Here is a 23930-nt window from a genome sequence, read left to right as displayed (position 1 = left end):
AAATCAGGGGTTTTGTCGTTTCAGAGGGTAAAAAAGGGCCGTATGGGAACACGGCCAGCATTTCTGATTTTTTTCGCAACCCCTCACACAATCAAAATTGGCCTACGCTGCTCATTTTACGCAGGAGTCATGAGGCCAAACTCAGACCTGCTGCTGTCCCTGCAAGATCAACGAAAACACTGGCTTAGTGTTTTGCGTACACTCTCTCTATATTTATATTGTTGAATATCCTATCCATATTTTACCCGGAATTACGAGATACATGGAAAACACTAAGACCATTTACGGCATAGTTGAACTTCCAGATCCAGTTGTTTGTTCGGCTGATGTGCTTGGTTGTTCAATAAAAATTTACATTGGAGGAGTGTCAGGGAGCTTAATGTTTCCGAGTCTCCCCGTACTTCCACGCATCGAAGACAGTAAATATCTAGTGGCTCCTGGTGATGCTGTCCGATGGTATCAAGAGTATGATCAAATATGGGGAAAAATCGCGATGCAACCGCAAGGCGTTTCATATGTTTACAAGTTGCTTCTTTGTTTTGAAGTTGTCCCGTCAGAGCTTCATTCCATAGGCTCGAAAATTTATTCCGGTTTCGGAAGCTGGTACGGTTATTGGTTCGATCATTTATGTTTGCAAACTAAGCAACTCAAGAATCAAGAGGTCTATACTAAAACCAAAGAAGATCATCTTGATCTCTTTTATTTTGGCGAAAAATCTGAAAATCTAAGACCCTATGCGGCACCTCCACGCCAGCTCTATTTTAACCTCCCTCGTGAATCTAGCGCATTGACACTCCGCCATCTAACACGCATTTCCAACCTTGCCTCTGAAGGAATTCCGCCGGATGCGGAATTTGAGTTTCAACTCGCTGCTTACAGAGCGCTAGGACAAGGGGATTATCGAAAAGCAATTGTAGAGTCAGCTGTCGCTGCAGAACTGTATTTGACCAAAAAAATCATTGAAAAACTAAAGGGAGAAGATTGCCTAGATATACCAAAAGAATTGAAAAATAACCGCATGCTGGGAAATCTTTTTAAATTTGCGATCATTAAAAATGTTGACCTCCCGGCCGAAGACTGGGATTTCAAAGCCGACGTCATCGTTCCCAGAAATGAGGTCATTCACGATGCGGATTACGTTAACAGGGACACAGCCGAAAAAGCTGTTTACGCAGTGGACAAACTACTAAAACTCCAAAATTTTTAAAGCGTTTCCACCTGATGCCCATATTGTAGATCCGACTTTTTGATCTGTAGTTTCATTTTGATATGCAGGCACTTCGGGTGCTGGTATTGCATGGGGAGCATATCCGAACTGGCGCCAATACGATTCCCGCAAGAGGCAGCGGTATGTCTGAGTTATGCGCCAGGTAGCTTGACTTTGTAGGCGTGGATTACGGGACAATATGGCGCGCCAAATCCTCAAACATAGATGCGAAGGCCTGAAAGTGGTTGAGTTTCTGTTGGATGGGCGGTCCTGTAAAAATTCTTTGTGCGGGGGCTAAAAGAAATATCCCAGGTGAGTAGCCACTGCTTAGCGAAGTTTTCGCAGGCCCAAGAAAATCTAATGCGGTGGTTTTGAAGTCTGAACGACACTTGTCGGAGCTATGGGCGACTCTATTACGTATCGCGGACGCGTGCCTTATTAGGTCAGTTTTGGGGTTTAAAGAACCATACGGGTGAGTTTTGAAGAAAAAATCGGCCGTACGATAGACCCATCTTGGATCACTTACCTTCAGATAATGTTTCAGTGTGTCGTATTTTGAGTCCTGCGAGAGCAGCTCATATGCGTGGGAAATCGAGTCGGCCGAACCATATTTCGGTGTTGGGGAGTAGTTTCTATCAGTAACGGCCCCGGCGAGATAGCGAACGAGTGAGCGTTCGACAAATTCCTCCCATGACGCCACAAGCCCCATAAAGGCAAGCTCCACTACCTGGTTCACGTGCTTGGTGTGTATTGCTGCACCGGTCGACTTTGGCGACCACCGTGGTAGCCCTTGTATGGCCGTCACCAAGTTTCTTGCGGTGTTGATCTCGGCAATGAAGTCATCGCGGACGTGGTCAACCTTTGGCTTAGCGCCCATTGTTCAACTCCCTGTCAAAGAAAAAACCGGGCGCTGCCACACCTGGTACACCACGAACTTAGGATTGGAGACCCTAGCAGGGGTTGTCCATTCGATCGGCAGAGATTATAGGAGCAAACCAACGGCCGGAGCACCCTCGAACTCGACAGTCAGCAAGTCCTGGATATTGTCAGCGCAGCGGCGAATGCGTAGGTGAGTCTTGAAGCAATGTTGCGAGACATGAGTCCTTGTCAAGATACTGATGAAGGTGGAATGCAAAGGGACGAAGGTAGGGGGCGGCGCTGTCCGGAGCTAATCGAATGCGAAGGGAAACTCCCATGCGCAATCGTCCTTCAAGCGGTTATAGAGTCGCTGCTGATCACTCAACTCCTTATGGTTGGCCAAGTCCAAGTAGTAGTTCAGCCCATTATGTACATAATAAATCAGCCATTCCCCCGTCAGAGCCCCTCTCTTTTTTCTCGCTTCAATACCTCCATAGACAAAGGAGTGTGATATTCGATTGGACACAGTCTCTCGGTACTTCTCAATGTCTGCATCATCTTCCCCCAAGAGAATTTCTCGGAACATCTCTCCCAATAATCCCTGTTTTTGGGCGTAATCTCCGAACCATTTGTTGTGTATGTTTTGGGGCAAATGGCATGCGTCAAAATAATGCTTGTGCCAAAAACGCCCCAGAACGGGTCCTCTGAATTTCTGAGCTGCTTTTGTACCCGTAGGGCGACTGGTCGGTGTTTTTTCAAGGAGCGCGATCTCATCCAACACCGAAAATTTATTGATTCGCCTGAGCAATGAGCCGTTGTGTAGCCGCAATGTCAGGTACTCACTCATGCGGGGCCAGTAGGCTTGCGCTAGGGTTACGTCTTTTTTTAGCAGAAGTGCTTCATATCGATGCAGCAAGGGCATTGGGTTCCCCTCAAGGATGCTCGCGATACCTATAAACCAAGTGCGTGCTGAAGCAAACCAATAACGTCTGGACCGTCCTCGTTGATCCAGGTCCCATAGTGCTGCCGGATCATGTTCCCATTGGTATGTCCCATCTGCTCGGCGATCCAATCGACTGAAGCCACACCTGTGGTCAGTAACTGGCTGGCATAAGTGTGACGACATTGCCCCGGCCCGCGATAGCGAACGCCGGCTTTGTGTAAGTGCGCCTTGAAGAACCGATCCCGCACAACGAAGTCGCTCACATGCGGCAGGCCACTTTTGCTGTTCAGGAAAATAAAGTGCAATTTGTGCGGCCGCACCGTCTTGTTGTCCCGTTCAACGATGTCGACCATTTCCGCTTTCTTCTTCTGATTGATTGCGTTGAGCTTTCTCAGTGCATCCCATGCCGGCTCCAGCAGCCGTACCTTTCGTGTCGAGCGCCGGGTTTTCGTCACTCGGTACGCCCCGCGCACCTTCGAGCGGCGAAACGTCACCGTCCCTTGCTCCAGGTCGACATCCTCCCAAGCCAGGGCAATGGTTTCTGACACCCGTGGCCCGGCCCATATCATGAATTGCACCATCAACAACTCCTGTGTGCGGCTGGTTGGCGTTTCGAGGATCTGTTTGATTTCCGCCCTGGTGAACGGGTCCGGGGCTTCCGGGTCTGGCAGGCGAACGAACAGCCCTTCGGTTGGGTCATGAGCGACCTTCTTCCGGGTGCGGTACAGCCTGAAGACCTGCCGCACATTGCTGATGATGTCGCGAATGGTCTTGTTCTTGAGCCTCTTCGATAGTGTGTCCTGCACCCACTCCTGCAAATCCAAATGATCAATCTGGTCGATCTGAACCTTGCCCCAGCGCGGCCGCACATGAACCTCTGCCTTGTTCGCATAACCCCGATAGGAAGTGGCGGCAACGCTGTTGTGCTTGATCTTCAGCCACAAATCCAAGTAATGGCCAAAAGTGTTTTCGACCAGCCTAGGCGAGTTGGGAAAGTGCCGACTGTAGTCGAAGGTGCCGGCCTGTATCTCGTATTCGATGATGTTCACCAGGCGCGCGGCATGCTCCCGGTTGGCCGCTGTGTTGCCGCCGGGTACAAGCTCCCGGCACAGCTCGCCATTGAAACGAAAATAAACCCGTACTGAATTGCCACGGGCCTCTACGCCATCTGCCATGTGCGTCCCCACGCAATGTATTGAACAACCGACCAGCTTCCTAGAAGAGGAAAGGCCAGTTACCGGGCCTTTCGAGTTCAAGTGTTGCCGATCACTCCTGGCGAAGTAACCAGAACAATCCGGCGCTTTTTCTAGGTCTTTGAGCTAACCCGGCGCGTTCTTCTTCATCCCTACGTCGTGCGTTGATCGCCTGGCGTGCTTTGCTGCACTTCCTGTGGTTGCCATGGGCGCGGGATTTGCCGCATTGGTCGCAGATGCCTGTCAACTCGAGGTTCCAGGGGAAGGATTTCCCGTTGTTCATTCCGCATCCCCCAACAGAGCACGGGTCAGGGCATTGCGTTGGCCTTTGCGAGTGAGCTTGTGCAACGGTTGCACACTGCTGTGGCCGTTACGGGATTTTACGGTGGCCACACGGTTATTGATCACGGCGATTTTTCCTTCGCGAACGCTGAAGCTAACGCTATGCCCGGTACTGCGACCAACGACATAGGTAACGTCATCCCCGACTTTCAAGACGTTCGTGGTAGCCTTTGTGCCGCTGCTGCTTGGGTGTTGTGCTTGCATGGTGCTGCTCCTTGGTGGTGGTCGGTGTCGGGGAGGTGCAACTCCTCGACACCACTTTCAATTTCCTGCGACTGGCATCAACTGGCTTTTCGCACTAGGTGAACAATCAAGTCGTCGTATTGCGTGTCCTCTTCGACGGTTGATTGCCATTCCAGAACCGCATCGATCTGTTGGCGCGTGCAGTCGTCAACCAATAGCGTTCGCTGCCCTTTGTGAACCCGGACTTCCATAATTCGAAGCAGTCCGGATGCTGCGTAAGATTCCGCATGGATGATGCTGGCATCTCTCCCTTCGCTTAAAAGCGCTGCCTCAATCGTTCGCAACTTGGTGGTTTTGCCGGTGGCCATTTCGCCGGTGATGACTTGGATTTGCATGGTGCTGCTCCTGTGGTTACTGCGGTTCATGCGCTCTGAAACACCCAGCAGCGCACGGTTAAGGGTTTGCTGAACATCGCGTTGCCGGCGCTCTGCGAAGCGCGCACCGCGCTGTACGTGGGCTTGTTGGTTTCCACCAATTTGTGGCTGCGGCTCTCCGTCAGCAGAGTGCGCAAGGTCTTCAGGTCGGCCAGGTTCTGGCGGTGCACGCTGGCCAGCTCGGCGAACTCGTTGAGGTTGATGGCGATCAATCTGGGGTCGGTGCTGTGATTGACCTGCGGCCCTTCGCCCAAGCTTTCCAGGTACTCGTAGACCTCCCAGAATTCAGCCACCAACGGGTGGTCAGCGCTGATTGCGGCCTGGCGTTCCAGGGCCATGGCTGTCAGAGCCTGGTGGGTCGTTACCACCTGGTTTTCATTGAGCGGGCAGACCAGGCACAGGCAATCGACCAGGGCCATCAACTGGCTGTGGTTTTTAATGATTCGCTCGACGCGGATGTCCTTGAGCTTGCGTAGACGTTGTTCGTGGACAAGTACACGCTCGGCGAACTTCGCCATGACCTGCGTTTCTGCGCGCACAGCCAGCAGCAGAAAGTGGCTCAGGTGCTCGACCGGGATCAGGTTCAGATTGTCAGCCGCTGCGCGGCTCTCGGTGGTGACTTCCGGTCGCGCAAAATGTGATTTGATAATCCGGGTCAGGATTGCTTCGGACGCGCTGACATCGGCGTTCTGGCTGATCGCAATGGCGCCACGAAACGGCGGCTCGTAGGTTTCGTTACCGCTGGTTTTCATACCCTTGGTACCGAGGGTGCCACCGCCGTAGAAGTCTTTCAGCTCGTCCCAGTCGAAGCCCTTCGCGTGAGCCTTGTCCGGTTCATTGCGGTCACCCTCGATCAGCACCACCGGCATGTTGGAAACCTGACCCATGGCCCGCTGTCGGCCGGCGCGTGTAGATTTCGACGGGTCAAAACCTTCATGTTCGCGGCCCAGCAGTTTCCAAAGGAAGGTGAGAAGCGTGGTCTTGCCGGCGCCGGCTTCGCCCGTGACCTCAAGGAACGGAAACGACTTGTACTGCGCGCGGATCTGTTCGGCGAACAGCGAGCCGAACCAGAACGCCAGGGCAACAATGCCTTTGGCGCCAAAACACAGCCACAACATCGGCAGCCAATCGCTGCGATACACCTTGCTGTCGCGCTGAATGTGCATGGCAATCGACTTCTGCAGCGTCTTGAGCCGCAGTTTGCCGAACTCGAAAAAGTCCTCCTTGTTCACTTCGCTGACGATACCGCTGCGCACAGCGATGTCGCCGAACACGTAGCAGCTGTGCTGTTTGCTGTAGCCAATGAAGTCGATGGTCTCCACGGTTTTCAGGCCGAAGAGCTGGTCTTTCATGATCTTGTCGAGTTGTTGACCACTGCCGGTGAATACGGCACCGGCGGCCATGCTGAGCAGTCGCTTTTTGAATTCGCTGGCGGCGGCAACCTGGCCACCGGTGAAGGTGTTTTTGACGCTGCCACTGTCGTGTGGGAAATCAACGCGGAAGTAGTACCAGGATTCGTCGGTCACTTCGTTGCGCTGGAAATACAGTGCCTGCGGGTAGCAGTTGGCGATCTCGACCACACCGCCACATTGACGTAGAGCTTTGTCGCGGCGCTGCTTGTCGTTGAGCAACTGGTCTTCATGGCGCTCGGAAGACTCCAGCGCTTGCATGGCCTTGTTGAACTTCTCCAGGTCCATCTTGAACCAGTACAACCGACTGTCGAAGCCGAAGTGAAATTCATGGCGTTCGCGCCAGTCGTACATCAGCACGCCTTTCTCTGACGCGCTTTCGGCGATCAGAAGGGAGCCATGGTAGCGAGCCGTGGCCAGGTCTTTTTCGACTTGCTCGGTGCGTTGGGTTTCGTCATCGATGAAGTTCCACCGCTGGTGCAGGTCATTCCAGTCAACCTTGCGGCTATCTGGTTGGAGGATCTGCGCCGCTTCGCATTCGTAGCCCAATGCGCGGGCCTGACGTACCCAGCGCTTAGTGTATTTATGCGCGCCTGGTTCGTTGTCCAGTGCCCACACCAACTTCGGTAGTTTGCCGCCTCGCTGCCGTGCCAGCTCTTTCAACGACTCTTCGGGATAGGCGCCGGATGACATCGCCGATACTGCTGCGATGCCGTTGTGGACCAGAGCAATGGCATCGAAAATGCCCTCTACGATCCATAGTTCGGTGACATCCAACAACTCGACGCAGGGCGGGCACCACCAAACACCACGGGGACTATCGCCGGGTTTGAAGCGGGCTTTCATCTTGCCGAAACGGTGCGGCCGGTCGATCAGCCGTTCCCAGTAGCCGCCCTTGTCTAGGGCGAAACGCACTGTCGCGCTGCCGGCATTCAACTCGCCAGAGAAATACGTTTCCTGGGTGAACCAGCCTTGAATCAGATCCAGACGAAAGCCGCGAGCAAACTCCAGGTAGGCACGCGCCGTGGCGTTGGGATGCTGCTCGGTCGCCGGAGCACGTTTGCTCCAGTCGTCGAACAGGTCTTCGTAGATCTCCTTCACGTGCCAGGTCTGGCCGCACTTGCCCCGGCCACAACGGATCATCCACGGGTCATCGTGGAAGGCGTACAGCTCCTTTTTCTTGCACGCTGGGCATTCGCCTTCGCGCATGTATTTGCCCGCTTTATGCTTGAGGCCGTAATCGGACTGAAGGCGTTGCAGGATGTCGGCGCGTAGATCGTGTTTCATGTTCATCGGGGCTTACTTCACTTCGCCGAGACTGTGTTTGAGGGCGCCAATCAGGCGTTTTTGCGCGGCCATCACGGGGAAGGCGGTCAGCAGCGAGCCGTGCCGTAGACCCTCGGGGATCAAGCGAAATCGATCGTCGTACCAGTGCTCGTTGAACTGCATCGCGTACTGGCTGCGTAGCGTTTCGAGCAATGCTTCGGCCTGCGAACGACTCAGTTTTGCGGTGATGGCAACGTCGATTTCCATGATCCACCTCGGATTTCGGGCAAAGCTCACCCAAACCCACGGGAGGCGGGGGCAGGGCAGGGAGTTAAAAAAGGATTACTGAGGGTGGTGCTTGTGCGCGGAATCGCGCTGAGCGAGTAATGTCTGCGGTAGCAGCCTCGCCGGGACGGGATAACGTAGGTCAGCCCGTGTATCGATCAAGTGCACGACCGTGCAATCCGGGCTGGAGCCCCAGTCCACACCAATCCACTTGCGCTGATTGATCACCTGCAACTCGGTCCAAGCGTTGTGCACCAGCTGCTGAGCCATGAACACCGGCACCTCCAGCGATGTGGTCAGGTGCCGAACGCAGTTGTCGTACAGCAGATCGGAATCCACCAGGTACTGAGCTTCGTGTCGTTGTAGGTAGGCAAACGCCGCCCGTTGCATGCTGCTGCGGTAGTCGTGGGTCAACTGTTCATGGTTCATTGCGCACACTCCATTTCCATTTGGTCGAGCAGGTCGGGTTGATCGTTGGCGGTCTTCATCGCGGCTCGGCGCAGAGCGATGTCAGCAACCGGAAGCCTCACGGATGGGTTGGCCATGCCGCTTGGGCTCATCTCGTGAGTCATTTCGAATTGGGCACGCACTGACCAACCGCAAGCCTCGTTGGTGCATTGCAGGTAGGCCACGCGCAGGAAAATGTGGGTGCCTTCGCTGGTGCGTATGCGCATGCGGCCTTGGCAGTGAGGGCAGACCAGTTTGTAAGTACTCATGACCGATCCTTTAGAACGTTTCTGCCGCTTCATGAGCGATGTTCAGCGGAGTGATTGCATCACCGATGGCAATCCTGATGTCAGTGCCTGAGAGCGAATCGTTGGTGGTTGCTGCAATTTCTTTTAATGTGTCCAGTCGCTGCTGGGCGATGACCAGTAGATCCAGTAAGTGATTTCTTTCTAAATCGGAGATGTAGGTCATGGCGGCTCACTCAAAAAAGGATGTTGAAAGCTTGATGCAGCGCTTGCAGGAGCGGCATGAAGCGCTGGTGGAAATCATGCGTGGTCGCGAATCCATGAAGCTGACCGCTACCGGGGAGGTGCCAGCGCTATTCGTGAGGGCCGAAGACATTCGTTTTGCTGTCGATGACGTCGCAACAGCGCTGAAAGAGATCAAGGCTCGTCTCGGTAAAGGCTGAGTGCGGCTGTGCATGCTCACCTTCCTTCCGTCGTCTTACTGTGCAGTTGGATGGTCGCCAGTACCTCTGCATAGCGGGCAGACATGTAGTGCATCAAGGCTTTGATAATTGCTTCAGCTTCCCCAGCTTCAATGACTCCATCGTCCAGCGCTTTGGAAATGATCTGGTCGACCAAACCGCGCTTGGCTGCTGCTTTGACTGAGCGGCTATATAAATCGATATTGTCTAGGGTTCCCGGCATGGTCAGCGGCACAAACATTCCGCCATACAGCCCGCTGACGTAGTCAGGAAGGAACGTGGTCCCCGCGACTTGTTCCAAACGATGGATATGGTCATCGGTCAGCGGGCGGCTGCCGGCGTTTTCGTATGCCTGGTTATCGAACTTCTTGATGGTCATGCCGAGTTCGGCAGCGGCATATAGACGCCCACCGGGGTACGCGCAAATGACTGCACTGACTACATCCTTTCTGTTGGCTAGAACTGAACGTTTCATCTTCTGGTTTCCTCCCTGAGCCAACGGACCTAGTTTGTGACTACGCCGTCTTTTATGCCGAGAAGCACCGCGGCGCGGTGAGCTTCGCCCCGCAGACATTTCTTCTGTCCGTTTAGAACCGCGTACACCGTTGACGGATTGAGTTTGTGCTGTTCAGCCCAGTCTTTCGCGGAGAGTCCTTGGTGCGCCAAGCGACTTCGGGCTTCTTGGCATACTTGCTCGGTGGGGTATGCGTTCGGCATAGTCTCGTTTCGTGTGATTTCGTGTGATGACAAGCGCAGTATTTCCCATGATTGTGGGAATGTCAAACCGCTTTGGAGACGTTTGTGGGAATTGGTGATCGTCTAAAAGAAGAACGCGAACGGTTGGGATTGAATCAGACCGAATTTGCGGCGAAGGCCGGTGCCTCTAAAAACAGTCAGTACAACTATGAAAAAGGCGAGCGAAGCCCTGATGCCAGTTACTTGGCAGCAGTGGCTGAGCAGGGAGTTGATGTTCTCTATGTGGTGTCCGGAGAGCGAAAGCCGGCAGCAGCTGGCAGCCTTACCAGTGACGAGTCGAGCTTGCTGGAGTTTTACCGACTGATGGCTGAATCCGATCGTCAGTCATTGGTGCGGATGGCCTTTGCGCTTGCGAAGGCAGCAGGTCTGGCATAGCACATGCCCACAAGCGGGGTTAAACCGTATGACAGTCACATTGTGAAATGTAGTCGTACCAGTTTGTAATTGATCAGGGCTGGTGGCACGCCTCAACGTGCACAAAATTGGCTGTTCTCCGGGTGAGCTTTTTGAGGTGCTGTGTTGGCACCGGGCGCCCGTTGCGTGTGAAAGGAGTAATCGCATGTTGGAGAACAGTGTGTCGAAAACCGAAGTTTCAGTAGTTGATACTGGTTCTCTGAGCGAGCAGGAACAAACGTTGCTGACTAAGTTCCGGCGGATAAGTGAGCAGCGCCAGCAGGACATTCTGCGACTTTTGGAGGTATTCACTCAGTTCCCTGAGTAGGTTGGAGCAGACCCCGGCCAGGTGCTGGGGTTTTATGCTGGATCTGCCTCACCCATTTTTTTCCACTCTCGATCCACCGCACGCTTTGCTGTCCTTTCACTCGCATACAACCACCGCAGCCGCCTCGGTTTACCCTGATCCCCCGCCGTAATGGTTTTTTCCTTCCCCGTCTTCTTGTCGCGGTAGTAAGCGATGATCCCGGTGTAATCCCCCGTATTTTCTTCCGCCAGATCCTCGACCGTGTCTTCGGGTAGTTTGCTCTCCAGCTCCAGGCTCACGGTGTAGCCATTGTCAGCGCTGAGGGTGTGCTGCACATTGCCGCCGTACCAAATGATCTCGTCGATTTCCTGTTTCACACCCTGGAGCGTGTAGGTCAATTCCGGGATCAGATCCGGCCGGCCCATGGCCAGGGTATAGCTGAGGGTCGCGCTGCCGCGTTGCAGACGATTGAACTCGGCACGGGCAGCGCGCAGGGCGGACTGGCGGTCGCTGTAGGTGTGACGCAAGTCCTTTAGATTTTCCCCGCCACCGGCAATGGCTTCCTGTTTCTTGGCGCTGTTCACGTCGTAGAAATAGGCCCTCACGCCATCGTAGCTGTCACGGTCGGCTTGCAAGTAGCGGTGCTGGTCGCCGTCAGCGCGGGTGAGGGTGATGTGCGGCAGGTCTATACCGCTGGCGGTTTTACCGCCGCCGGCGGGGATACACAGCAGGCAGCCAGCCTTGACGGTGATCACCGCGTCGAACTCTTCCCCCACACGACTGATCAGATTGGCGTCGGATTCGTTGGCCTGGTCGAGTTGCAAGATGGGCAACCCATCCAGGGCGCCGGCAATGGTCGCGGTCAGGCCGTTGCCTTGGGAGATGTCCCCCAGGACATCTCCCAACGTGGTGTTGCTCCAGCTGCGCTCGCGTTTGGTTTTTAAGCCTTTGCGCAGATCTGCAGACCGAGCGCGAATACTCAGCACATCCGGTGCGCCGCTGTGTTCAGTTTCGTCGACCGTGTAGGTGCCCTTATCGATCAGACCAGTATCGCTCCAGCCAAGCCAAAGGTGGATCACCGCGCCCTTAGGTGGGATGGCCAGCAGTCCGTCATGATCGCTGAGGGTGAGGCTGAGTTGGTCCGCCTCGATCCCCCTGTTGTCGGTTAGATCCAGGCTCATCAGCCGCGGACTGATCAGTTTGGCGATGTCGTTGCCGTCAACGGTGATGCGGAACGCTGGCACCGAGTAGGCGGCCTCACGACTGTAGCGTTCGATGACGTTATCCAGAAAGCCTGTGACATTGGAGAGGGCGGCATCGATCACAGCAACGACCTCATGATACTGACACCTACGTTGGTACCGGCACCGAGCAGGTCTATCCGATCATCGTCGATGCGTTTGAGGCTGATGGAAAATTCGATACGGCGTGGTGTGCCGTCGCGGAAGAAGATGGTTTTGGTTTCGCTCAGGCTCTCAATGACCCACAAGCCATAGATTCGGCCGCTACCTTCAACCACGGGCCAGGCCTTGCCGGTATTGGCCATCAGGCGCACGGCGTCGAGGCTGAGAGCACTACCAGCCAACTCGGGGAGGATGACGCCGGGGAGGGTGATCGAGTCGTCACCGCGCCCGACAAACTGCCGTGCTGGCGCTGCGCCGAAGCGGTTGTTGCTGGCGTGGCGCCATTCGGTTTGGCGTTGCAGCTCCTGGTAGGCGGCAGTGGAGAGGCTGAACACGAACATGCCCAAGGCAAGCATCATGGTATTTACTCCAGGTCAGAGAGTTTGCTGCGCTTGCGAGCGCCTTTTTCGCTTTCGATACGGGCCAGCTCTGCGCGCACGGCACGGGCGATTGCTTGCGGGTCCATCCCAGGCATTGCCGGGATGTGGATTTCGTAAGTGTCGTGGCTGTCGTAAACAGAGCTGCCCGCGTTGCTGATGGGGGCACGAGTATCGACCGTTAACCCAGGCATTGAGGCTGTGCCCAACGCCATGGCGCCGGCAGTGGTGAGTTGCTTGCTCATGTCGGCCATTGCCCCCAACGGGCCGTTCTGACCGCCTTCCAGGCCTTGGGTGAGGCCGGCCATGGTGAAACCGCCCAATTCCGCAAACACGCGCGACGGGCTGTGGATGCCGAGCTTTTCCTTGAACCAGCCAATGGTGGAATCACCGATCGAGGTAATGGCACCTTTGATTTGACCCATGCCGGCAAACAGACCGTTGACCAGGCCATTGACGATCATGTTGCCGAACTCGGTGAAGCGGCTTGGCAAATCCACACCTAGATAACTCAGCACACCGGCAAACGCCTGGTAGATCAGACCGACCGGGCTGAAGTTGGCCAGGGTGTTGAGGATGGTGCCGATGCCACCGCTGAAGCCGGCTTTGATTTCGGTCCAGGTATTGGTGAAGTAGAGCTTCACCGCGTCCCAGTTCTTGTAGACCAGGTACGCCGCACCAGCGAGCGTTGCGACAACCGCAGCGATGGCGAGTACTATCGGGTTCGCGGCGAGTCCCCAAAGCGCGATGCTCACAGTGCGCAAAGCGGTCAGCAGAACGCCGCCCAGGGTACTGGCCACCGTCCGAATCCCCTGCGCAAGCATGGGGAAAGCGTTGCGCGCCAGGCCGGTCAGGGTGGGGGCCAGCTTCTGCATGATCCTCAGCGTGCCGCCACCCTGTACTCCGAACATGGCCATGCCGTAGCGAACCACGGCGAAGGGACCGAGCAGGCTCGCCAAGGTCAGTGCCAGACCACCGAACACAATCGACAGACCGGCCACCAACGCCACGACTTTGACCAAGCCGCCGGCCAATTGCGGATTCTCCCGTGCCCAGGCGCCGACCTTGTTGGCGATTTGGCCCAAGGTGTTGATCAGCGCTTTCAGATCGGGCGCAACGGCGGCGCCGAATTCGGCCATGGCATTGGTGAAGCTACCTTCGGCGGCTTCCATGACATTGGTGAGGGTGCCGAGCTGTTCGTTGACGCGCTTGCGCAGGTCGGCCTGGTTCTGAAGCTTCTGCTGAATCTCCCTGTATCCTGCCAGCCCCTTGTTCATCATGGTGTTCAGGGTGGTAATCGTTTCAGAGTCATCGCCGAACAGCGATTTCATGGTCGCGGTCCGGTCTTCATCGTTCAGCGTTTTAAGCTTTTCGACCTGGGCAAACAGGTTTTCCAGGCCGGCGAAGTTGCCCTTGTCGTCGGTGAACTTGAAGCGGATTTTTTTGCCTTCGATCTCCAGGATTTTGTTGACGTCCTTTACACCATCCTTATCCAACCCAGCCTGGAAGATTTTCCGGAAGGCGTTGCCGGCGGCGCCGCCTTCCATACTTGTTTGATCCATCATGACCAGCAGCGGTGCCAGCTCGTTGGCCGCATCGATGCCTGACTTTTTGATGGTGTCCAATACCGGCGAAATTTTGCTGAAGCCCTGGAGCATGTTGGTCGGGTCAACGCCCGAGTAAAAACCGCGCTGGATGGTATCCATCAACGCCATCATGTCCTTCTCGGAAGTGCGGGTGGCATCTTGCATCTTGGCTGCGAATTCGGCGGCTTCGGCCACTGGCATTTGCAATTGAACGCCCAGGTACGCCGCTGCTTCACCGGTACCGCCGAGAATGCTCTGCGCGCTGAGACCTTGGCGCCGGAGCATCGTCATCATTTCCTGAAAGTCGGCCGTGGTACCGGGCAATCGGTCGCCCAGCTTGGTGGCGAGGTCAGTGATTTTCTGGAAGTCTTCAGCGACCTTTCCCGTGCCGTCCATCATCGACACTTTCAGTTGTGTGGCTGAGTCTTCGTTCGGCGCAAATGCACCAATGGCTTTGGCAATCGGCCGGCTTGCCGCATAACCCGAACCCAGCCCTGCGGCGCCGTTCATGGCCATATTGCCCGCAAAGTTCTGGGTCTTCTCCATCTTGCTGCGTTCGATCGCCAGGCGTTTTTGTTGCGTGTTCAAGGCGACCAGGCGCTTGCCCTGTTCGCTGATGCTGGCGTTGGTGGCGCCGATCTGTTCGCGCAGCTGGCGCTCGTGGCTGCTGAGGTCCTTGGTGCTGATGCCGGCGCCGTACAGCTTAGTGCGCAGCGCTTGGAGCTGTTCACTCTGCTGCTGGTGCTGTTCTTTGAGTTTCTGTGCTTCACGCACGGCGGTGCGGAAGTCCTTGGCCATGGCCTTGGTCGGCACGCCGGTGGCAGCAAATTGCTGGCTGAGTGCCCGAACCTTGTCTCGGGCGGCGCCGAGAGCTTGCTCGGTTTGTTCGGCCGCAGCGCGCTGGGTACGCCAGGCGCTGACATCCTTCTGCTGTGCGTTGAGCTCCTTGAGGCGGTCACGAGCATCCTTGAGGGCGCGTGCGGCGCCGATGCTGCCGTTGTTGATGGCCTTCAGTGGACCGCTCGCCCGGTCGATGGCGTTGAGCAATACCTGAAGTTTTAGATCATTCGCCATCGGTGGAGCTCCGCACCCTGGCGCGCTCGCGCCAGTCCATCAGTTCTTGCAGGCCCAGCTGATCCATGTCCGCCGGTGCCCAGTGAAAAACCACGGCCAGGTCGGCCATGGCGTCCTCTACGCAACGAGGGATGCGTCCGTTTTCACCGACCTCTGCAACAAAAAACCGGAAATCTTGCTGCCACAGGCGAGCAGATCAGCCGGGTCCATGCTGGCGGCTTCCGGGGCGGTAATCCCAGGGCTGGTGATGCGCGGTAGGATCTTGATCAGGGTGGCCACGTCCATGTTCAACAGTTCAACCAGCTGGACGCCGCGCAGCTCGCCTGACGCTGGTTTGCGTAGAGTGAGGGTGTCGATGGTGGTCTTGCCGCGTTTGATCGGCGTATCGAGGGTGACGGTGTTGTCGTCGACATGTGGCAATGCTTCGACGGTGTCTTCAGAATTCATGGGAGGCTCCAGATTTCAAGGTTGGCCGTCCTCGATCGAGCACGGCGGGATGGATCAAAGACCAATGGCTGCGCGCTGTTTTTCCAGCATGTCGACGCCGTTGACCTTCTCGATGAAATTGAGCAGATCGATCTCGATGATTTCTTCGTTATCGACGATCAGCTTGTAATAGGTGCAGGTGGTAGTGATGCTGTGTTCGGTGTCTTCACCGGGCTGGGCATCGCCCATTTCGATGGTTTCGTGGCGGCCGCGTACGACAATCTCCACGGCGCTGACTTCACCGGTGTCGTCCTGCTGAAACGAACCGGCGAATCGAAGTTGCACACCCGAAGCGTTCACGGTGCCGAACTGACGGAGTGCGATCAGGTCCAGGCCGCCGGTCTTCCATTCGAACTGAATGCCGTCATCGGAGAAGCCCAGGTCAGCCTTGACCGGGCCGTTCATGCCACCGCCGCGATAGGCTTCCATCTTGCGACCGAGCGGTGGCGGGGTAACACTTTTGGCAACGCCCTGGTAGCTGTTGCCGTCGTTGAACAGATTCATGTTTTTGAGTTTGCGAGGCATGGCCATGGCGGTGTTCTCCGGTGTACTGACTCGGGTTGACTCCCCTCACAGGGAGTCCCGATTTAGCTGTTAACTTTGTTGGCGAACTGGATCAGGTAGCGGTCGGTAATACGCTGCCGAAGGGTCAGATCTTCCAGTGGCGGCACCGGCGTGTAGTCGTAATCGAGTACGAGCTGGCCAGCCTTCAGGGTGTCTTTGTCGTTGATGTCATCCGGGTACCAGCAGCTGCCGCCAATCAGGTAGCCGGCAGTGACCAGTTCGCGGAACTTGGCGTTGATGCTCTCGATCATGTCGCGCACCAGGGAGGCATGCATGGGTCTGTCCACAGCCCACATCTGCGCCTCGGCCATGGTGTCGGCGAGGATCTGCGCGGTACGGGTGTAGTTCTCGAAAGCGAACAATGGATCGTCGCTGCACGTCCGACTGCCCCAGAAGCGAAAGCCGCCCTCGTTGATCAGGGTGGTGACTTCGTTACCGTTGAGGTAGTTGGCATCGGTGGCGGGGTTTTGCAGGTCCCAGAACACGTCGGCGCTGATGCCGGTCACGCCGTTGACCGCAACGTTGGACAACGTTTTGTGCCAGCCCACTTCCTGGTCAATCTTGGCGCGCAGGCCCAAGGCGCGAGCCACAGAGGAAGCCTTCGCGGTTGCATTGGCGATGGTGTTCCAGTTCTGGAAATCCGGCCAGATGACCATGACTTCTCGGGCTCCGAAGTTCTCGCGGTAGGTGACGGCTTCTTCTTTGGTCTTGCAGTTCCAGGCGCTGACATAGTTGAAGGCGCGCAACTGCTGCCCGATAGCGACTAGGGCGCTGGCCACCGGTTGGCTGTCCAAACCAGGCACCCCGAGAATGCGTGGCACCAGGCCGACCTTGGCCTTGGCGGCAAGCAGAGCTTTCATGCCGGTGTATTTGCCGTCTGCGGTGGTGGTACCGATCAGGGCGCTGGTGGTTGCTGCTTCGGTTGCCCCTTCCTTGACACGCACTACGATCACGTAGGGTTTGGTCTGGTCGGCGATGGCTTGGAGAGAGGCTGCCAGGGTGCCCTTGGTACCGGCCTTGGCAATAGCGGATTGCACATTGGTCAGCAGAACCGGTGTGTCCAGTGGGAAGGCGGTGGCATCAGCGTCTTCGGCCGTGCAAACCATGCCGATAACAGCGGTGGGGATGGTGCGAATGGGGCGGGTGCCGTCGTTGAGTTCGATGACCCGCACGCCGTGGAGATAATCGGCCATGGGTTTGCCTGCGCAGTGAATGGGATGACAGTGCGCAGGCTGCCGCGTGCGCGCCTGATCGGCGAGCACTGGAGATTGTGAGAGCGGGGATTACAGGGAGAAGTGCTGATATTGTCTCCTGGACCGCTTTTACGGCCCAGGGTTTGGAGCAAGGGCAGGGGTTAAATCGCGTCCAGCTCGGCGGTAACCAATTCGCCAGCGGCGACCACCGCTTCGACGGTGGTCAGCTCTGCCAAAGACGCCTTGCCGCCGATGCGGGCTGCCTCGATGCGAGCCGCCACCGCCAGCCAGGCATCACGGGCTTCAATCACCCGATTTGCCTGCGCTTGTGGGGTGATCTGCAATGCCTCGGCTTCTGCCTTGAGCAACACGTAGTCGCTGGCATCCGCTGGCGAGCCGGCCGCGATGTAGCGCTCGGCTTCGTTCGCCTTGAGCAAATACATTGCATCCTGGCCATCGATACGCGTGGCATTGCGTGCGCGAGCCTGTGCCACAGCCGCATCAATCCCTTTCTGGACCTGCTCAGCCGCAGCCCCCGCCAGCACCAACACCGGGACGCCTACCATCAACGCATCCTCGACGGTAAACGCCGAATAAAACTGCCCTTCATATGTGAAATTAAGCCGCATTTTTAGTCACCGATTTAAACAAGGTTTACGTTAGTAACGACACTTCTGGTCGCGCCATTGGAGTCAAAAACAACGCCAGTCAAATAGTCACCCGACCATTTCGCGCCAGCCGGCAAGGTATTGGATTGCGCCGCAAAAATAATCGGACTACCGGCCGTTTCGATTAATGGCGTGTTCTTAACCACCGGACCCACGCGGCTGATCTTGTTCAAGTACAGCGAGACAATGCCGGTTTGCCCGTTGATCGTGTGACGAGTCAGCGCGGTATCGCCCAGCTCGATCTCACACCCGGTCACATGAACCATGCCCATCGGGCGGTCATAGCGACGGAAAAAACCCGTGTAGACGTTGTTTGTCGTTGACTCGGGCTTCGAATAATTGGCCGTGCGAATGCGGATGCTCCCCAAAACAACGGTGGAACTGTCCAGCATAAAACCGGTGGTCGAGTTGTCCTGATTCCCCGCGCCGTCAGCCCCGTTTGCCTGCACGCAAATGTTGCGGAGGGTGGGCATCACCGTCTCACCCTCGGCGACAGTAATTGTCAGGTTCTTGGATGCGACGAAAATCAAACTCTCGATCACATGTTCATGACCAGACAACCGGACGTAACCACCACCGCCGTAAGGAATGGTGTTCACGGCCTTCGCCACCGTTTTAAAAGGTTTGAGTTTGTCGCCCGTGCCGGCGGCATCATCGCCAGTAATAGCGTTCACGTAGTAAGTCTTGTTCATCGCCGGGACCGCACTTATCGCAGCGGCCAAGGCGTCTTTAATGCTCTTCTCTTTGTCCTGAAACATTGCAACAAGGCGAGTAGCCTCAGCCAGCAGTGCCGACATGCCCATAATGATTCCCCTGCTTTATTTCTGTTTAAGTTGCGAAACTTCGTTTTTAAGCACCTGGATCGACTCACCCATTTCCGCGATCGAGTCTTTTTGCGTCATGTAGCCGCGCATCAAATTCACCAAGCTGGTGGTACAGTCGCCCGCCAGGGCATCGACCGCTGCTGCCGCCCAGCCCCCTTCGTGGTACATCGGATAAACGGGGTAGCGCAGGTACAACCCGCCGGCACCCTCGATTTTCGGCAGCACCGCGTAGATGCCCGAGGCACGTACAAGCCGAGGTGTTCCGGCGCTATCCAATACCCAGCGTGGGCTCGCCCCTGTATCCGCCGGATCGGGATCTAGCACCGTGTCAGAGAACATCTCGGCCGGCGTGAGGTAGTGCCGAGAGCTATCGCTGCGTCCAGTCCAGGCGGTTTGCGCAGTGGCGCCATCGCCGACCGCGGCATTTACTGTGGCGATGCCGTAAGGGTTCCAGCCCTCCAGCGGGGTACGCAAAATCAGCTCCAACGGAATCGCGTAGCTGTTGCGGTAGGTTTGGCCATCGGCCACAAAGGACGCCACCTCAGGGCGGGTGTTGGACGCAACGAACAATGTCGGGTCGTTGTAACTACGCAGGCCCTTGGTGCGGCCGCTGGCGTTACGCTCGTGCCCATACCGGCGGTTGTAGTAAGCCGCGTTCAGCAGCTCGGCGCTGTCCCACTTGGTCAGCTTGGTCACCACGCCGCTGTCGGTGTACTGCTCGACCAAGTTCGCCCCGGCGCCGTTCAGTCCTGGAACCTTGGCCATCAGTTCATCGAGTAGGTCGATGGTTGGGGATTCGTTGTACGCGCCCCAGGTTGGATCGGCCGACAGCTCACGGTTGATACGCCACCGCTGACGGCGGCTTGTCGCCACCTGAGGCCCCGTCAGGTTTGCGTGCCAACGCTGTAACGGCAGATCGAGCGGGGTGACGAGTTTTTCAACGGGGTAATCCCCCACGCTGCCCACGTCTGCGACCGATATACGGTAGCGCCAGGCCACGTACTGCGGCCGCCCAGTCTTGGAAACTTGCCGTACCGAGCCGGGGATGAACGATCCGTTTTCATTTCGGCCGCTATAGCCGGTGGCGCCCATCAACAGGGTGCGCGACAACAGGTCGCGATAGCCGTTGATTTCCTCCAGATGGCGGAAGCTTTCAAAGGTGTCGTTCACCTCGTCGGTCAACAGTTCCGGCCAGATTTCCAGCACCGAAAGGTTCCAGCGAAAATGTGGTCGGTAGTCGCGAATCCCGGTATCCCGCGCAGCGAAAGCGCGGAAGTATTCGCGCATTTCTGCGACCTTCGCCGGAACGTCAACCGCCGCATTCACCGACGCGGGGGCCGCTGGTGGGGCAATGTCCACCATTGCCAGGTAGTTACCCGGAGCAGCGCTGCGCAGGCGGTAGTCGTTGTGTCGAGTCCTGACCATGTGGCCGTTGATCATGGCCGCGATTTCACCCAGTCCCGGAGTAGCCAGTAGGTTGGGATGGTTGTGCAGGTTGATGGCCGAATAGGCGCCGTCGAACGTTCGGTTGAACGACTCGGTCCCGGCAGAGCCGTATTGGCGACTGCCCAAAACCCCCGACTGGCCAAAGGTCCGGAAAATTTCCGCCAGGTATTCCGACTGGCTCGACTCGGCGACCCAGTCTGTTTCGATGAAATTGGTCAGCGGGTAGTTATGGGTTTTGCCTTCCGCATGTTCGGCCGACAGGTCCTTTTTGATGCTAGCCAATTCGACTTCGACAAACTCTTTCACCCAGGCACGGGTCGCCTGAATGACCGAACCGTCGAGCATCAACGTCACATTGTCGGCATTGCTGGTGGTGAAGATGGTGCGAATGTTGATTTCGCGACCGGCACCGGTGGCAATGAGCGGCTTGAACGACTCAGGGTATTTGCCGATGGCGTACAGAATGCCGGTGTCCGTCCAGACGGCAACCTCACGAATCCAGAAGCCACCGACGTTCTGAGGAATGATCGCCTCGACCACCAGCCAGGCCGTGTTCGTTTTGTCTTGATACAGGTTGCTGAAGCTGCCTTCCCATACTTTGCGCTTCAAAGCGACTTGAGTATCGACTGGATTGTAAGTGGCGCCGTTACCGTCACCGACGCTCATCTTGACCAGCTTGATCGGCTTGCCGGTGGCCTTGCACTCGGCTTCATATTGAATGCCGGCCTTGGTCAAAATCGTATAGAACTCTTGCGCTGCCATCACGCCTCCAACGGGTAGATAGTGGTCAATTCACCCGCGTCCGCAGCGATGGACTGATAGGCCGGTTCGGCCAGTTGTTCCAGGGCTGTGACGTGTAGGGGGTGGATAGTTGTTTGTTCGCCAGAATCACCGCCGACCGCCTCCCGTGCGGGATAGGCATGCTGTTCCAGCAACGTGGGTTGAAGCGGGTACAGCGTGGTCATTTCGGCGGTTACCGAGATGCTCGCCGCGTCCCTCGCCGTGCAGGTGAGTTCCAGCAACGTGACGTGCAACGGGTAGATCGTGGTGACCTCGCCCTCGACAACGCAGGCACCAAACCAGAGGGCGGCGGTGGTTTCCAAGCCAAAGGCGAGGCGGGTCATGTGCCGGCTGACCGGCTTTGCGTCATCAATGAGCCGGGTCAGCTCCTGGTACATTTCTTCGGTGATGCCGGTATCCAGAACTTCGACCTTCAGCGCGAAGGTGCCCGGCTCGCGCTCGGGCACGGTCTGCCACCATTCCTCCACCTCGATCAGGTAGCCCAGAGGCTCGACCACACGGCGCAGCGCACCGAGGGTGCCTTTGCGTGCATGGATGTAGAACGACGCGCGGATGGCGGTGCGCTTGGCGGCCTCGGACCATCGAGGGTCCCAGCGATCGACCGAGAAGGCCCATGCCAGGTAGGGCAATAGGTGCTGCGGGCATAGATCCGGGTTGTACAATTGTCGCAAAGGAATCGGCACACGCTGAATGTCAGCCAACGCTATGGCGGCCTGGCGTTCAAGCGGGGTGACGTTGCGCGGGAGCAGGGCTTGGGCGGTCATCACTCAGCCCCCAGGGATAAATCGATGTCCGTGCAGAAGGGCGCCTGGTAAGGGGTGGCAACGATATCCTGCCAATTCTGCAACACGACTTTGCGCACGCCTTCAACGTGAAGCGAGGCATGCACGATGGATTCGGACACTTCAAGCCCGAGGCGACGACGCTGGTTCACAAACTTGAGTAGGCTGGTCCTCGCCGCTGCAAGAGCGAGCTCGTTCTCGGGTCCGTTGCTCAGCATGTAGAGCTTCGCTTTCACCTGGTAGTTGATGATATCGGCGCCCTGAACGGTAAGTCGATCAGCGACCGGTCGGCGATCATCGTCACTCAGGTACGTTTTGACCGAGGCAAGCAGTGCAGGCGAGGCAGTACCGTCGCCGAGCAGCGATTGAACGATTACCACCACTGCGGCGGGTGAAGGGCTTTCAGCGGTTGCATCAGCCACTTGGCCATCTGCCGAGCGAGCATGAAAGATGTAGCTGTTACGAGAACCTGCGGTGCTCAGACCTTCCCAGGCCATCTGTGCACGCTCGCGCAGGCTGTCGTCACTCTCCATCACCCGAGGGATTGGCGGTATCGCGGAGGGCTTGGCTTCCTGAACGACCAGGCGTGCGACGTTGTAATTCGCGGCGATGTTTTCGAGATCGGTGCCTTTCGCTAAGGCCAGCATGTTGGCAACGGACGCTTCATTGACACGCTGACGCCAGACAGTCTCACGGTAAGCGTTCTCCTCGAGCAGCTTGGTCAGCGGCTCCGACTCCAGCGCAAGGCGTGCCGCGATCTCGGCCTGTTCTTCGACGGGCCAGAGGCTGATGGCGTATGCCTTTCGCTCGGCGAGGATCTGTTCGAAATCGATCTGTTCGACGATCTGCGGGGCCGGCAGCTGAGCCAGGTCGATGGCGGCAAAGGTACTCATACGCTGGCCCCCAGCTGCAACGGAACGCTAAGACTCAACGGCTCGTTGGTGTCGACACGGCTGCATTCGATGTCCATTACCGTTTGGCCTTGCAAAGTGCCCCCTAGGAACTGCACGCGGCTGAGGGTAATCCGGGGTTCCCAGCGCATCAGGGCCATGACGGTGGCGGCATAGACGCGCAGTCGGGTGACGTCATTGAACGGATGGTCGACCAGCTCCGGCAGAAAGCTGCCGTACTCCCGGCGCATCACGCGGGTGCCGATGCGAGTGGTCAGGATGTCGGTGGTCGACTGGGCGATATGCTCGACGGTGTTGATCGCGGCGCCGGTTTCTCGATTCATTCCGGTTTCCCCGTCTTGCCGCTGCCTGTCATCACGCCGCCATGCGGGTGGTTGACCAGGCTGATGTCGGCTGCCACAACGTCATCCGTCACGGTGACTTTTCCAGAGATGGCTTGATTGCCTTCCTGGGTGTAATTACCGGTCTGCGTGTAGTCGCCTTCGTGGGTGATTGGCCCGACGATGTGAATACCGCCGGTGCTAATCAAGTCCGTTGTACCGCCGTCCACCAGAACTGCGCTGAGATGGTGAGTAACGCTGTCGTACTCGATGACGGTGCCGTCGTGATAGGTGCGCCGATGCAGACCAGGGCGATCGCCATTGGCCGGATTGAGGTCGCTGAAGATGCCGGCCAGGGCAATGCCGTTACCCAGTTGTCCCGATGGGCTGACCAGAATGACTTGCTCGTCGACCGTAGGTGGGTCCCATTCTTTGTCGGCACCGGCGCGCAAAGTGATCCACGGTAGCCAGGCAGTGGTCAGCGTTCCGGTATTTACACGCACACGCGGGGGCTTCATCTGGACTTCGGCGATGGTGCCGAAGCGGATTAGGTTTTCGATCAGGCGGGCGAGGGTGGGTAAGTCGTTCATGGCGCCGATGGTGGAGCCATGCGTGCGTGAGTGCAGCTATACGTGTTTGTGGCGTTGATGAATACAAACTAGGTTTTTTCTCCTTGTGTTATTCCATTACGAACTATAATTCAGATTGCTTACTCCTCACGTGGATTTAGCCTGATTGGTTAAGAAGGGGTGATGAATTGTTAGGT

At 56.8% G+C, this 23930-nt stretch carries 29 protein-coding genes and 1 pseudogene; 4 read left to right on the top strand and 26 right to left on the bottom strand.

Translation table 11 applies throughout. From position 1 onward, the window contains the following. The first annotated feature begins 262 nt into the window (after positions 1-262). A complete protein-coding gene (locus ACZ3HH_RS15140) occupies positions 263-1207 on the top strand; it encodes a hypothetical protein (protein ID WP_465805656.1) in 945 nt (314 codons plus the stop codon). A gap of 187 nt (positions 1208-1394) precedes the next feature. Here the strand turns inward: ACZ3HH_RS15140 and ACZ3HH_RS15135 are convergent, their stop codons facing one another. From ACZ3HH_RS15135 to ACZ3HH_RS15090, 10 genes are all read right to left on the bottom strand, one after another. Further along, positions 1395-2084 (bottom strand): hypothetical protein, encoded by a 690-nt coding sequence (locus ACZ3HH_RS15135; protein WP_465805655.1) that lies wholly within the window; start codon positions 2082-2084, stop codon positions 1395-1397. 291 nt (positions 2085-2375) lie between these two features. Continuing rightward, positions 2376-2987, bottom strand: a complete 612-nt coding sequence (locus ACZ3HH_RS15130; RefSeq protein ID WP_465805654.1) for a hypothetical protein — start codon at positions 2985-2987, stop codon at positions 2376-2378. A 29-nt stretch (positions 2988-3016) separates the two neighbouring features. Further along, on the bottom strand, positions 3017-4183 hold the full coding sequence (locus ACZ3HH_RS15125) for an Arm DNA-binding domain-containing protein (RefSeq protein ID WP_465805653.1): 1167 nt from the start codon (positions 4181-4183) through the stop codon (positions 3017-3019). Positions 4184-4480: 297 nt separating this feature from the next. After that, the gene (locus ACZ3HH_RS15120) at positions 4481-4747 is read right to left on the bottom strand and encodes a hypothetical protein (RefSeq protein ID WP_465805652.1); all 267 of its coding nucleotides are present in this window, start codon (positions 4745-4747) and stop codon (positions 4481-4483) included. Between the two features lie 77 nt (positions 4748-4824). Next, entirely contained in the window at positions 4825-5121 is a 297-nt protein-coding gene (locus ACZ3HH_RS15115) for a hypothetical protein (protein ID WP_428633207.1), read from the bottom strand. A gap of 26 nt (positions 5122-5147) precedes the next feature. After that, positions 5148-7862 carry a toprim domain-containing protein gene (locus ACZ3HH_RS15110; protein WP_465805651.1) on the bottom strand — a complete coding sequence of 905 codons (2715 nt, stop codon included), beginning with the start codon at positions 7860-7862 and terminating at the stop codon, positions 5148-5150. Between the two features lie 6 nt (positions 7863-7868). Continuing rightward, positions 7869-8102: a hypothetical protein gene (locus ACZ3HH_RS15105; protein WP_465805650.1), complete on the bottom strand. Its 234-nt coding sequence runs from the start codon at positions 8100-8102 to the stop codon at positions 7869-7871. A gap of 75 nt (positions 8103-8177) precedes the next feature. Then, the gene (locus ACZ3HH_RS15100; protein WP_465805649.1) at positions 8178-8549 is read right to left on the bottom strand and encodes a hypothetical protein; all 372 of its coding nucleotides are present in this window, start codon (positions 8547-8549) and stop codon (positions 8178-8180) included. Beyond that, positions 8546-8836 carry an Ogr/Delta-like zinc finger protein gene (locus ACZ3HH_RS15095; RefSeq protein ID WP_305426049.1) on the bottom strand — a complete coding sequence of 97 codons (291 nt, stop codon included), beginning with the start codon at positions 8834-8836 and terminating at the stop codon, positions 8546-8548. The genes ACZ3HH_RS15100 and ACZ3HH_RS15095 overlap by 4 nt, the downstream gene beginning before the upstream one ends. Before the next feature lie 10 nt (positions 8837-8846). Continuing rightward, positions 8847-9038 (bottom strand): hypothetical protein, encoded by a 192-nt coding sequence (locus tag ACZ3HH_RS15090; RefSeq protein ID WP_305426051.1) that lies wholly within the window; start codon positions 9036-9038, stop codon positions 8847-8849. On the opposite strand from ACZ3HH_RS15090, the gene ACZ3HH_RS15085 reads away from it, so the two are divergent. Next, complete coding sequence (locus tag ACZ3HH_RS15085; RefSeq protein WP_461771649.1) at positions 9037-9255, top strand: hypothetical protein; 219 nt, start codon at positions 9037-9039, stop codon at positions 9253-9255. The genes ACZ3HH_RS15090 and ACZ3HH_RS15085 overlap by 2 nt on opposite strands. A 16-nt stretch (positions 9256-9271) precedes the next feature. Here ACZ3HH_RS15085 and ACZ3HH_RS15080 read toward each other — a convergent pair whose 3' ends face one another. Next, entirely contained in the window at positions 9272-9748 is a 477-nt protein-coding gene (locus tag ACZ3HH_RS15080) for a YmfL family putative regulatory protein (RefSeq protein ID WP_305426053.1), read from the bottom strand. A gap of 29 nt (positions 9749-9777) precedes the next feature. Continuing rightward, positions 9778-9990 (bottom strand): DNA-binding protein, encoded by a 213-nt coding sequence (locus ACZ3HH_RS15075; protein WP_305426054.1) that lies wholly within the window; start codon positions 9988-9990, stop codon positions 9778-9780. Positions 9991-10074: 84 nt separating this feature from the next. Between ACZ3HH_RS15075 and ACZ3HH_RS15070 the strand changes: the two genes are divergently transcribed. Further along, on the top strand, positions 10075-10404 hold the full coding sequence (locus ACZ3HH_RS15070) for a helix-turn-helix domain-containing protein (protein ID WP_461771648.1): 330 nt from the start codon (positions 10075-10077) through the stop codon (positions 10402-10404). A gap of 184 nt (positions 10405-10588) precedes the next feature. Then, entirely contained in the window at positions 10589-10750 is a 162-nt protein-coding gene (locus ACZ3HH_RS15065; protein WP_461771647.1) for a hypothetical protein, read from the top strand. Positions 10751-10782: 32 nt separating this feature from the next. Here the strand turns inward: ACZ3HH_RS15065 and ACZ3HH_RS15060 are convergent, their stop codons facing one another. The 14 genes and pseudogenes from ACZ3HH_RS15060 to ACZ3HH_RS14995 form a co-directional block, all read right to left on the bottom strand. After that, complete coding sequence (locus ACZ3HH_RS15060; RefSeq protein ID WP_465805648.1) at positions 10783-12054, bottom strand: phage late control D family protein; 1272 nt, start codon at positions 12052-12054, stop codon at positions 10783-10785. Further along, positions 12051-12491 (bottom strand): phage tail protein, encoded by a 441-nt coding sequence (locus tag ACZ3HH_RS15055; RefSeq protein WP_465805647.1) that lies wholly within the window; start codon positions 12489-12491, stop codon positions 12051-12053. The genes ACZ3HH_RS15060 and ACZ3HH_RS15055 overlap by 4 nt, the downstream gene beginning before the upstream one ends. 5 nt (positions 12492-12496) lie before the next feature. Further along, a complete protein-coding gene (locus ACZ3HH_RS15050; protein ID WP_465805646.1) occupies positions 12497-15169 on the bottom strand; it encodes a phage tail tape measure protein in 2673 nt (890 codons plus the stop codon). After that, complete coding sequence (locus ACZ3HH_RS15045; RefSeq protein WP_041752072.1) at positions 15159-15278, bottom strand: GpE family phage tail protein; 120 nt, start codon at positions 15276-15278, stop codon at positions 15159-15161. Before ACZ3HH_RS15045 ends, ACZ3HH_RS15050 begins: the two co-directional genes overlap by 11 nt. An 8-nt stretch (positions 15279-15286) precedes the next feature. Further along, positions 15287-15616, bottom strand: a complete 330-nt coding sequence (locus ACZ3HH_RS15040) for a phage tail assembly protein (protein WP_465805645.1) — start codon at positions 15614-15616, stop codon at positions 15287-15289. Positions 15617-15670: 54 nt separating this feature from the next. Beyond that, positions 15671-16186 (bottom strand): phage major tail tube protein, encoded by a 516-nt coding sequence (locus ACZ3HH_RS15035; RefSeq protein ID WP_305426064.1) that lies wholly within the window; start codon positions 16184-16186, stop codon positions 15671-15673. Between the two features lie 56 nt (positions 16187-16242). Next, positions 16243-17412, bottom strand: a complete 1170-nt coding sequence (locus ACZ3HH_RS15030) for a phage tail sheath protein (RefSeq protein ID WP_465805644.1) — start codon at positions 17410-17412, stop codon at positions 16243-16245. Between the two features lie 161 nt (positions 17413-17573). Beyond that, a complete protein-coding gene (locus tag ACZ3HH_RS15025; RefSeq protein WP_465805643.1) occupies positions 17574-18041 on the bottom strand; it encodes a hypothetical protein in 468 nt (155 codons plus the stop codon). A 14-nt stretch (positions 18042-18055) separates the two neighbouring features. After that, a complete protein-coding gene (locus ACZ3HH_RS15020) occupies positions 18056-18877 on the bottom strand; it encodes a hypothetical protein (protein ID WP_465805642.1) in 822 nt (273 codons plus the stop codon). Between the two features lie 21 nt (positions 18878-18898). Continuing rightward, a complete protein-coding gene (locus tag ACZ3HH_RS15015) occupies positions 18899-21112 on the bottom strand; it encodes a phage tail protein (protein ID WP_465805641.1) in 2214 nt (737 codons plus the stop codon). Between the two features lie 272 nt (positions 21113-21384). Beyond that, positions 21385-21915, bottom strand: a pseudogene (locus tag ACZ3HH_RS15010) (phage tail protein I); the annotation flags it as partial. Next, complete coding sequence (locus ACZ3HH_RS15005) at positions 21915-22826, bottom strand: baseplate J/gp47 family protein (protein WP_465805640.1); 912 nt, start codon at positions 22824-22826, stop codon at positions 21915-21917. The gene ACZ3HH_RS15005 and the pseudogene ACZ3HH_RS15010, both read right to left, overlap by 1 nt. Next, positions 22823-23167 (bottom strand): GPW/gp25 family protein, encoded by a 345-nt coding sequence (locus ACZ3HH_RS15000; RefSeq protein ID WP_465805639.1) that lies wholly within the window; start codon positions 23165-23167, stop codon positions 22823-22825. The genes ACZ3HH_RS15005 and ACZ3HH_RS15000 overlap by 4 nt, the downstream gene beginning before the upstream one ends. Next, positions 23164-23754 (bottom strand): phage baseplate assembly protein V, encoded by a 591-nt coding sequence (locus tag ACZ3HH_RS14995; RefSeq protein WP_465805638.1) that lies wholly within the window; start codon positions 23752-23754, stop codon positions 23164-23166. Before ACZ3HH_RS14995 ends, ACZ3HH_RS15000 begins: the two co-directional genes overlap by 4 nt. Between the last annotated feature and the right edge of the window lie 176 nt (positions 23755-23930).

Source organism: Pseudomonas sp. PME37.24/025 (assembly GCF_055556615.1).
Note: the sequence above shows the minus strand (reverse complement) of the source record. Positions and strands in the feature narration are given on the sequence as shown.

What these genes read in the sequence shown, in the direction of transcription:
- ACZ3HH_RS15140 (WP_465805656.1), top strand. Translation starts at nt 263, where the DNA reads ATGGAAAACACTAAGACCATTTACGGCATAGTTGAACTTCCAGATCCA.
- ACZ3HH_RS15135 (WP_465805655.1), bottom strand. Translation starts at nt 2,084, where the DNA reads ATGGGCGCTAAGCCAAAGGTTGACCACGTCCGCGATGACTTCATTGCC.
- ACZ3HH_RS15130 (WP_465805654.1), bottom strand. Translation starts at nt 2,987, where the DNA reads ATGCCCTTGCTGCATCGATATGAAGCACTTCTGCTAAAAAAAGACGTA.
- ACZ3HH_RS15125 (WP_465805653.1), bottom strand. Translation starts at nt 4,183, where the DNA reads ATGGCAGATGGCGTAGAGGCCCGTGGCAATTCAGTACGGGTTTATTTT.
- ACZ3HH_RS15120 (WP_465805652.1), bottom strand. Translation starts at nt 4,747, where the DNA reads ATGCAAGCACAACACCCAAGCAGCAGCGGCACAAAGGCTACCACGAAC.
- ACZ3HH_RS15115 (WP_428633207.1), bottom strand. Translation starts at nt 5,121, where the DNA reads ATGCAAATCCAAGTCATCACCGGCGAAATGGCCACCGGCAAAACCACC.
- ACZ3HH_RS15110 (WP_465805651.1), bottom strand. Translation starts at nt 7,862, where the DNA reads ATGAACATGAAACACGATCTACGCGCCGACATCCTGCAACGCCTTCAG.
- ACZ3HH_RS15105 (WP_465805650.1), bottom strand. Translation starts at nt 8,102, where the DNA reads ATGGAAATCGACGTTGCCATCACCGCAAAACTGAGTCGTTCGCAGGCC.
- ACZ3HH_RS15100 (WP_465805649.1), bottom strand. Translation starts at nt 8,549, where the DNA reads ATGAACCATGAACAGTTGACCCACGACTACCGCAGCAGCATGCAACGG.
- ACZ3HH_RS15095 (WP_305426049.1), bottom strand. Translation starts at nt 8,836, where the DNA reads ATGAGTACTTACAAACTGGTCTGCCCTCACTGCCAAGGCCGCATGCGC.
- ACZ3HH_RS15085 (WP_461771649.1), top strand. Translation starts at nt 9,037, where the DNA reads ATGGCGGCTCACTCAAAAAAGGATGTTGAAAGCTTGATGCAGCGCTTG.
- ACZ3HH_RS15090 (WP_305426051.1), bottom strand. Translation starts at nt 9,038, where the DNA reads ATGACCTACATCTCCGATTTAGAAAGAAATCACTTACTGGATCTACTG.
- ACZ3HH_RS15080 (WP_305426053.1), bottom strand. Translation starts at nt 9,748, where the DNA reads ATGAAACGTTCAGTTCTAGCCAACAGAAAGGATGTAGTCAGTGCAGTC.
- ACZ3HH_RS15075 (WP_305426054.1), bottom strand. Translation starts at nt 9,990, where the DNA reads ATGCCGAACGCATACCCCACCGAGCAAGTATGCCAAGAAGCCCGAAGT.
- ACZ3HH_RS15065 (WP_461771647.1), top strand. Translation starts at nt 10,589, where the DNA reads ATGTTGGAGAACAGTGTGTCGAAAACCGAAGTTTCAGTAGTTGATACT.
- ACZ3HH_RS15055 (WP_465805647.1), bottom strand. Translation starts at nt 12,491, where the DNA reads ATGATGCTTGCCTTGGGCATGTTCGTGTTCAGCCTCTCCACTGCCGCC.
- ACZ3HH_RS15050 (WP_465805646.1), bottom strand. Translation starts at nt 15,169, where the DNA reads ATGGCGAATGATCTAAAACTTCAGGTATTGCTCAACGCCATCGACCGG.
- ACZ3HH_RS15045 (WP_041752072.1), bottom strand. Translation starts at nt 15,278, where the DNA reads ATGGCCGACCTGGCCGTGGTTTTTCACTGGGCACCGGCGGACATGGAT.
- ACZ3HH_RS15040 (WP_465805645.1), bottom strand. Translation starts at nt 15,616, where the DNA reads ATGAATTCTGAAGACACCGTCGAAGCATTGCCACATGTCGACGACAAC.
- ACZ3HH_RS15035 (WP_305426064.1), bottom strand. Translation starts at nt 16,186, where the DNA reads ATGGCCATGCCTCGCAAACTCAAAAACATGAATCTGTTCAACGACGGC.
- ACZ3HH_RS15030 (WP_465805644.1), bottom strand. Translation starts at nt 17,412, where the DNA reads ATGGCCGATTATCTCCACGGCGTGCGGGTCATCGAACTCAACGACGGC.
- ACZ3HH_RS15025 (WP_465805643.1), bottom strand. Translation starts at nt 18,041, where the DNA reads ATGCGGCTTAATTTCACATATGAAGGGCAGTTTTATTCGGCGTTTACC.
- ACZ3HH_RS15020 (WP_465805642.1), bottom strand. Translation starts at nt 18,877, where the DNA reads ATGTCGGCACTGCTGGCTGAGGCTACTCGCCTTGTTGCAATGTTTCAG.
- ACZ3HH_RS15015 (WP_465805641.1), bottom strand. Translation starts at nt 21,112, where the DNA reads ATGGCAGCGCAAGAGTTCTATACGATTTTGACCAAGGCCGGCATTCAA.
- ACZ3HH_RS15005 (WP_465805640.1), bottom strand. Translation starts at nt 22,826, where the DNA reads ATGAGTACCTTTGCCGCCATCGACCTGGCTCAGCTGCCGGCCCCGCAG.
- ACZ3HH_RS15000 (WP_465805639.1), bottom strand. Translation starts at nt 23,167, where the DNA reads ATGAATCGAGAAACCGGCGCCGCGATCAACACCGTCGAGCATATCGCC.
- ACZ3HH_RS14995 (WP_465805638.1), bottom strand. Translation starts at nt 23,754, where the DNA reads ATGAACGACTTACCCACCCTCGCCCGCCTGATCGAAAACCTAATCCGC.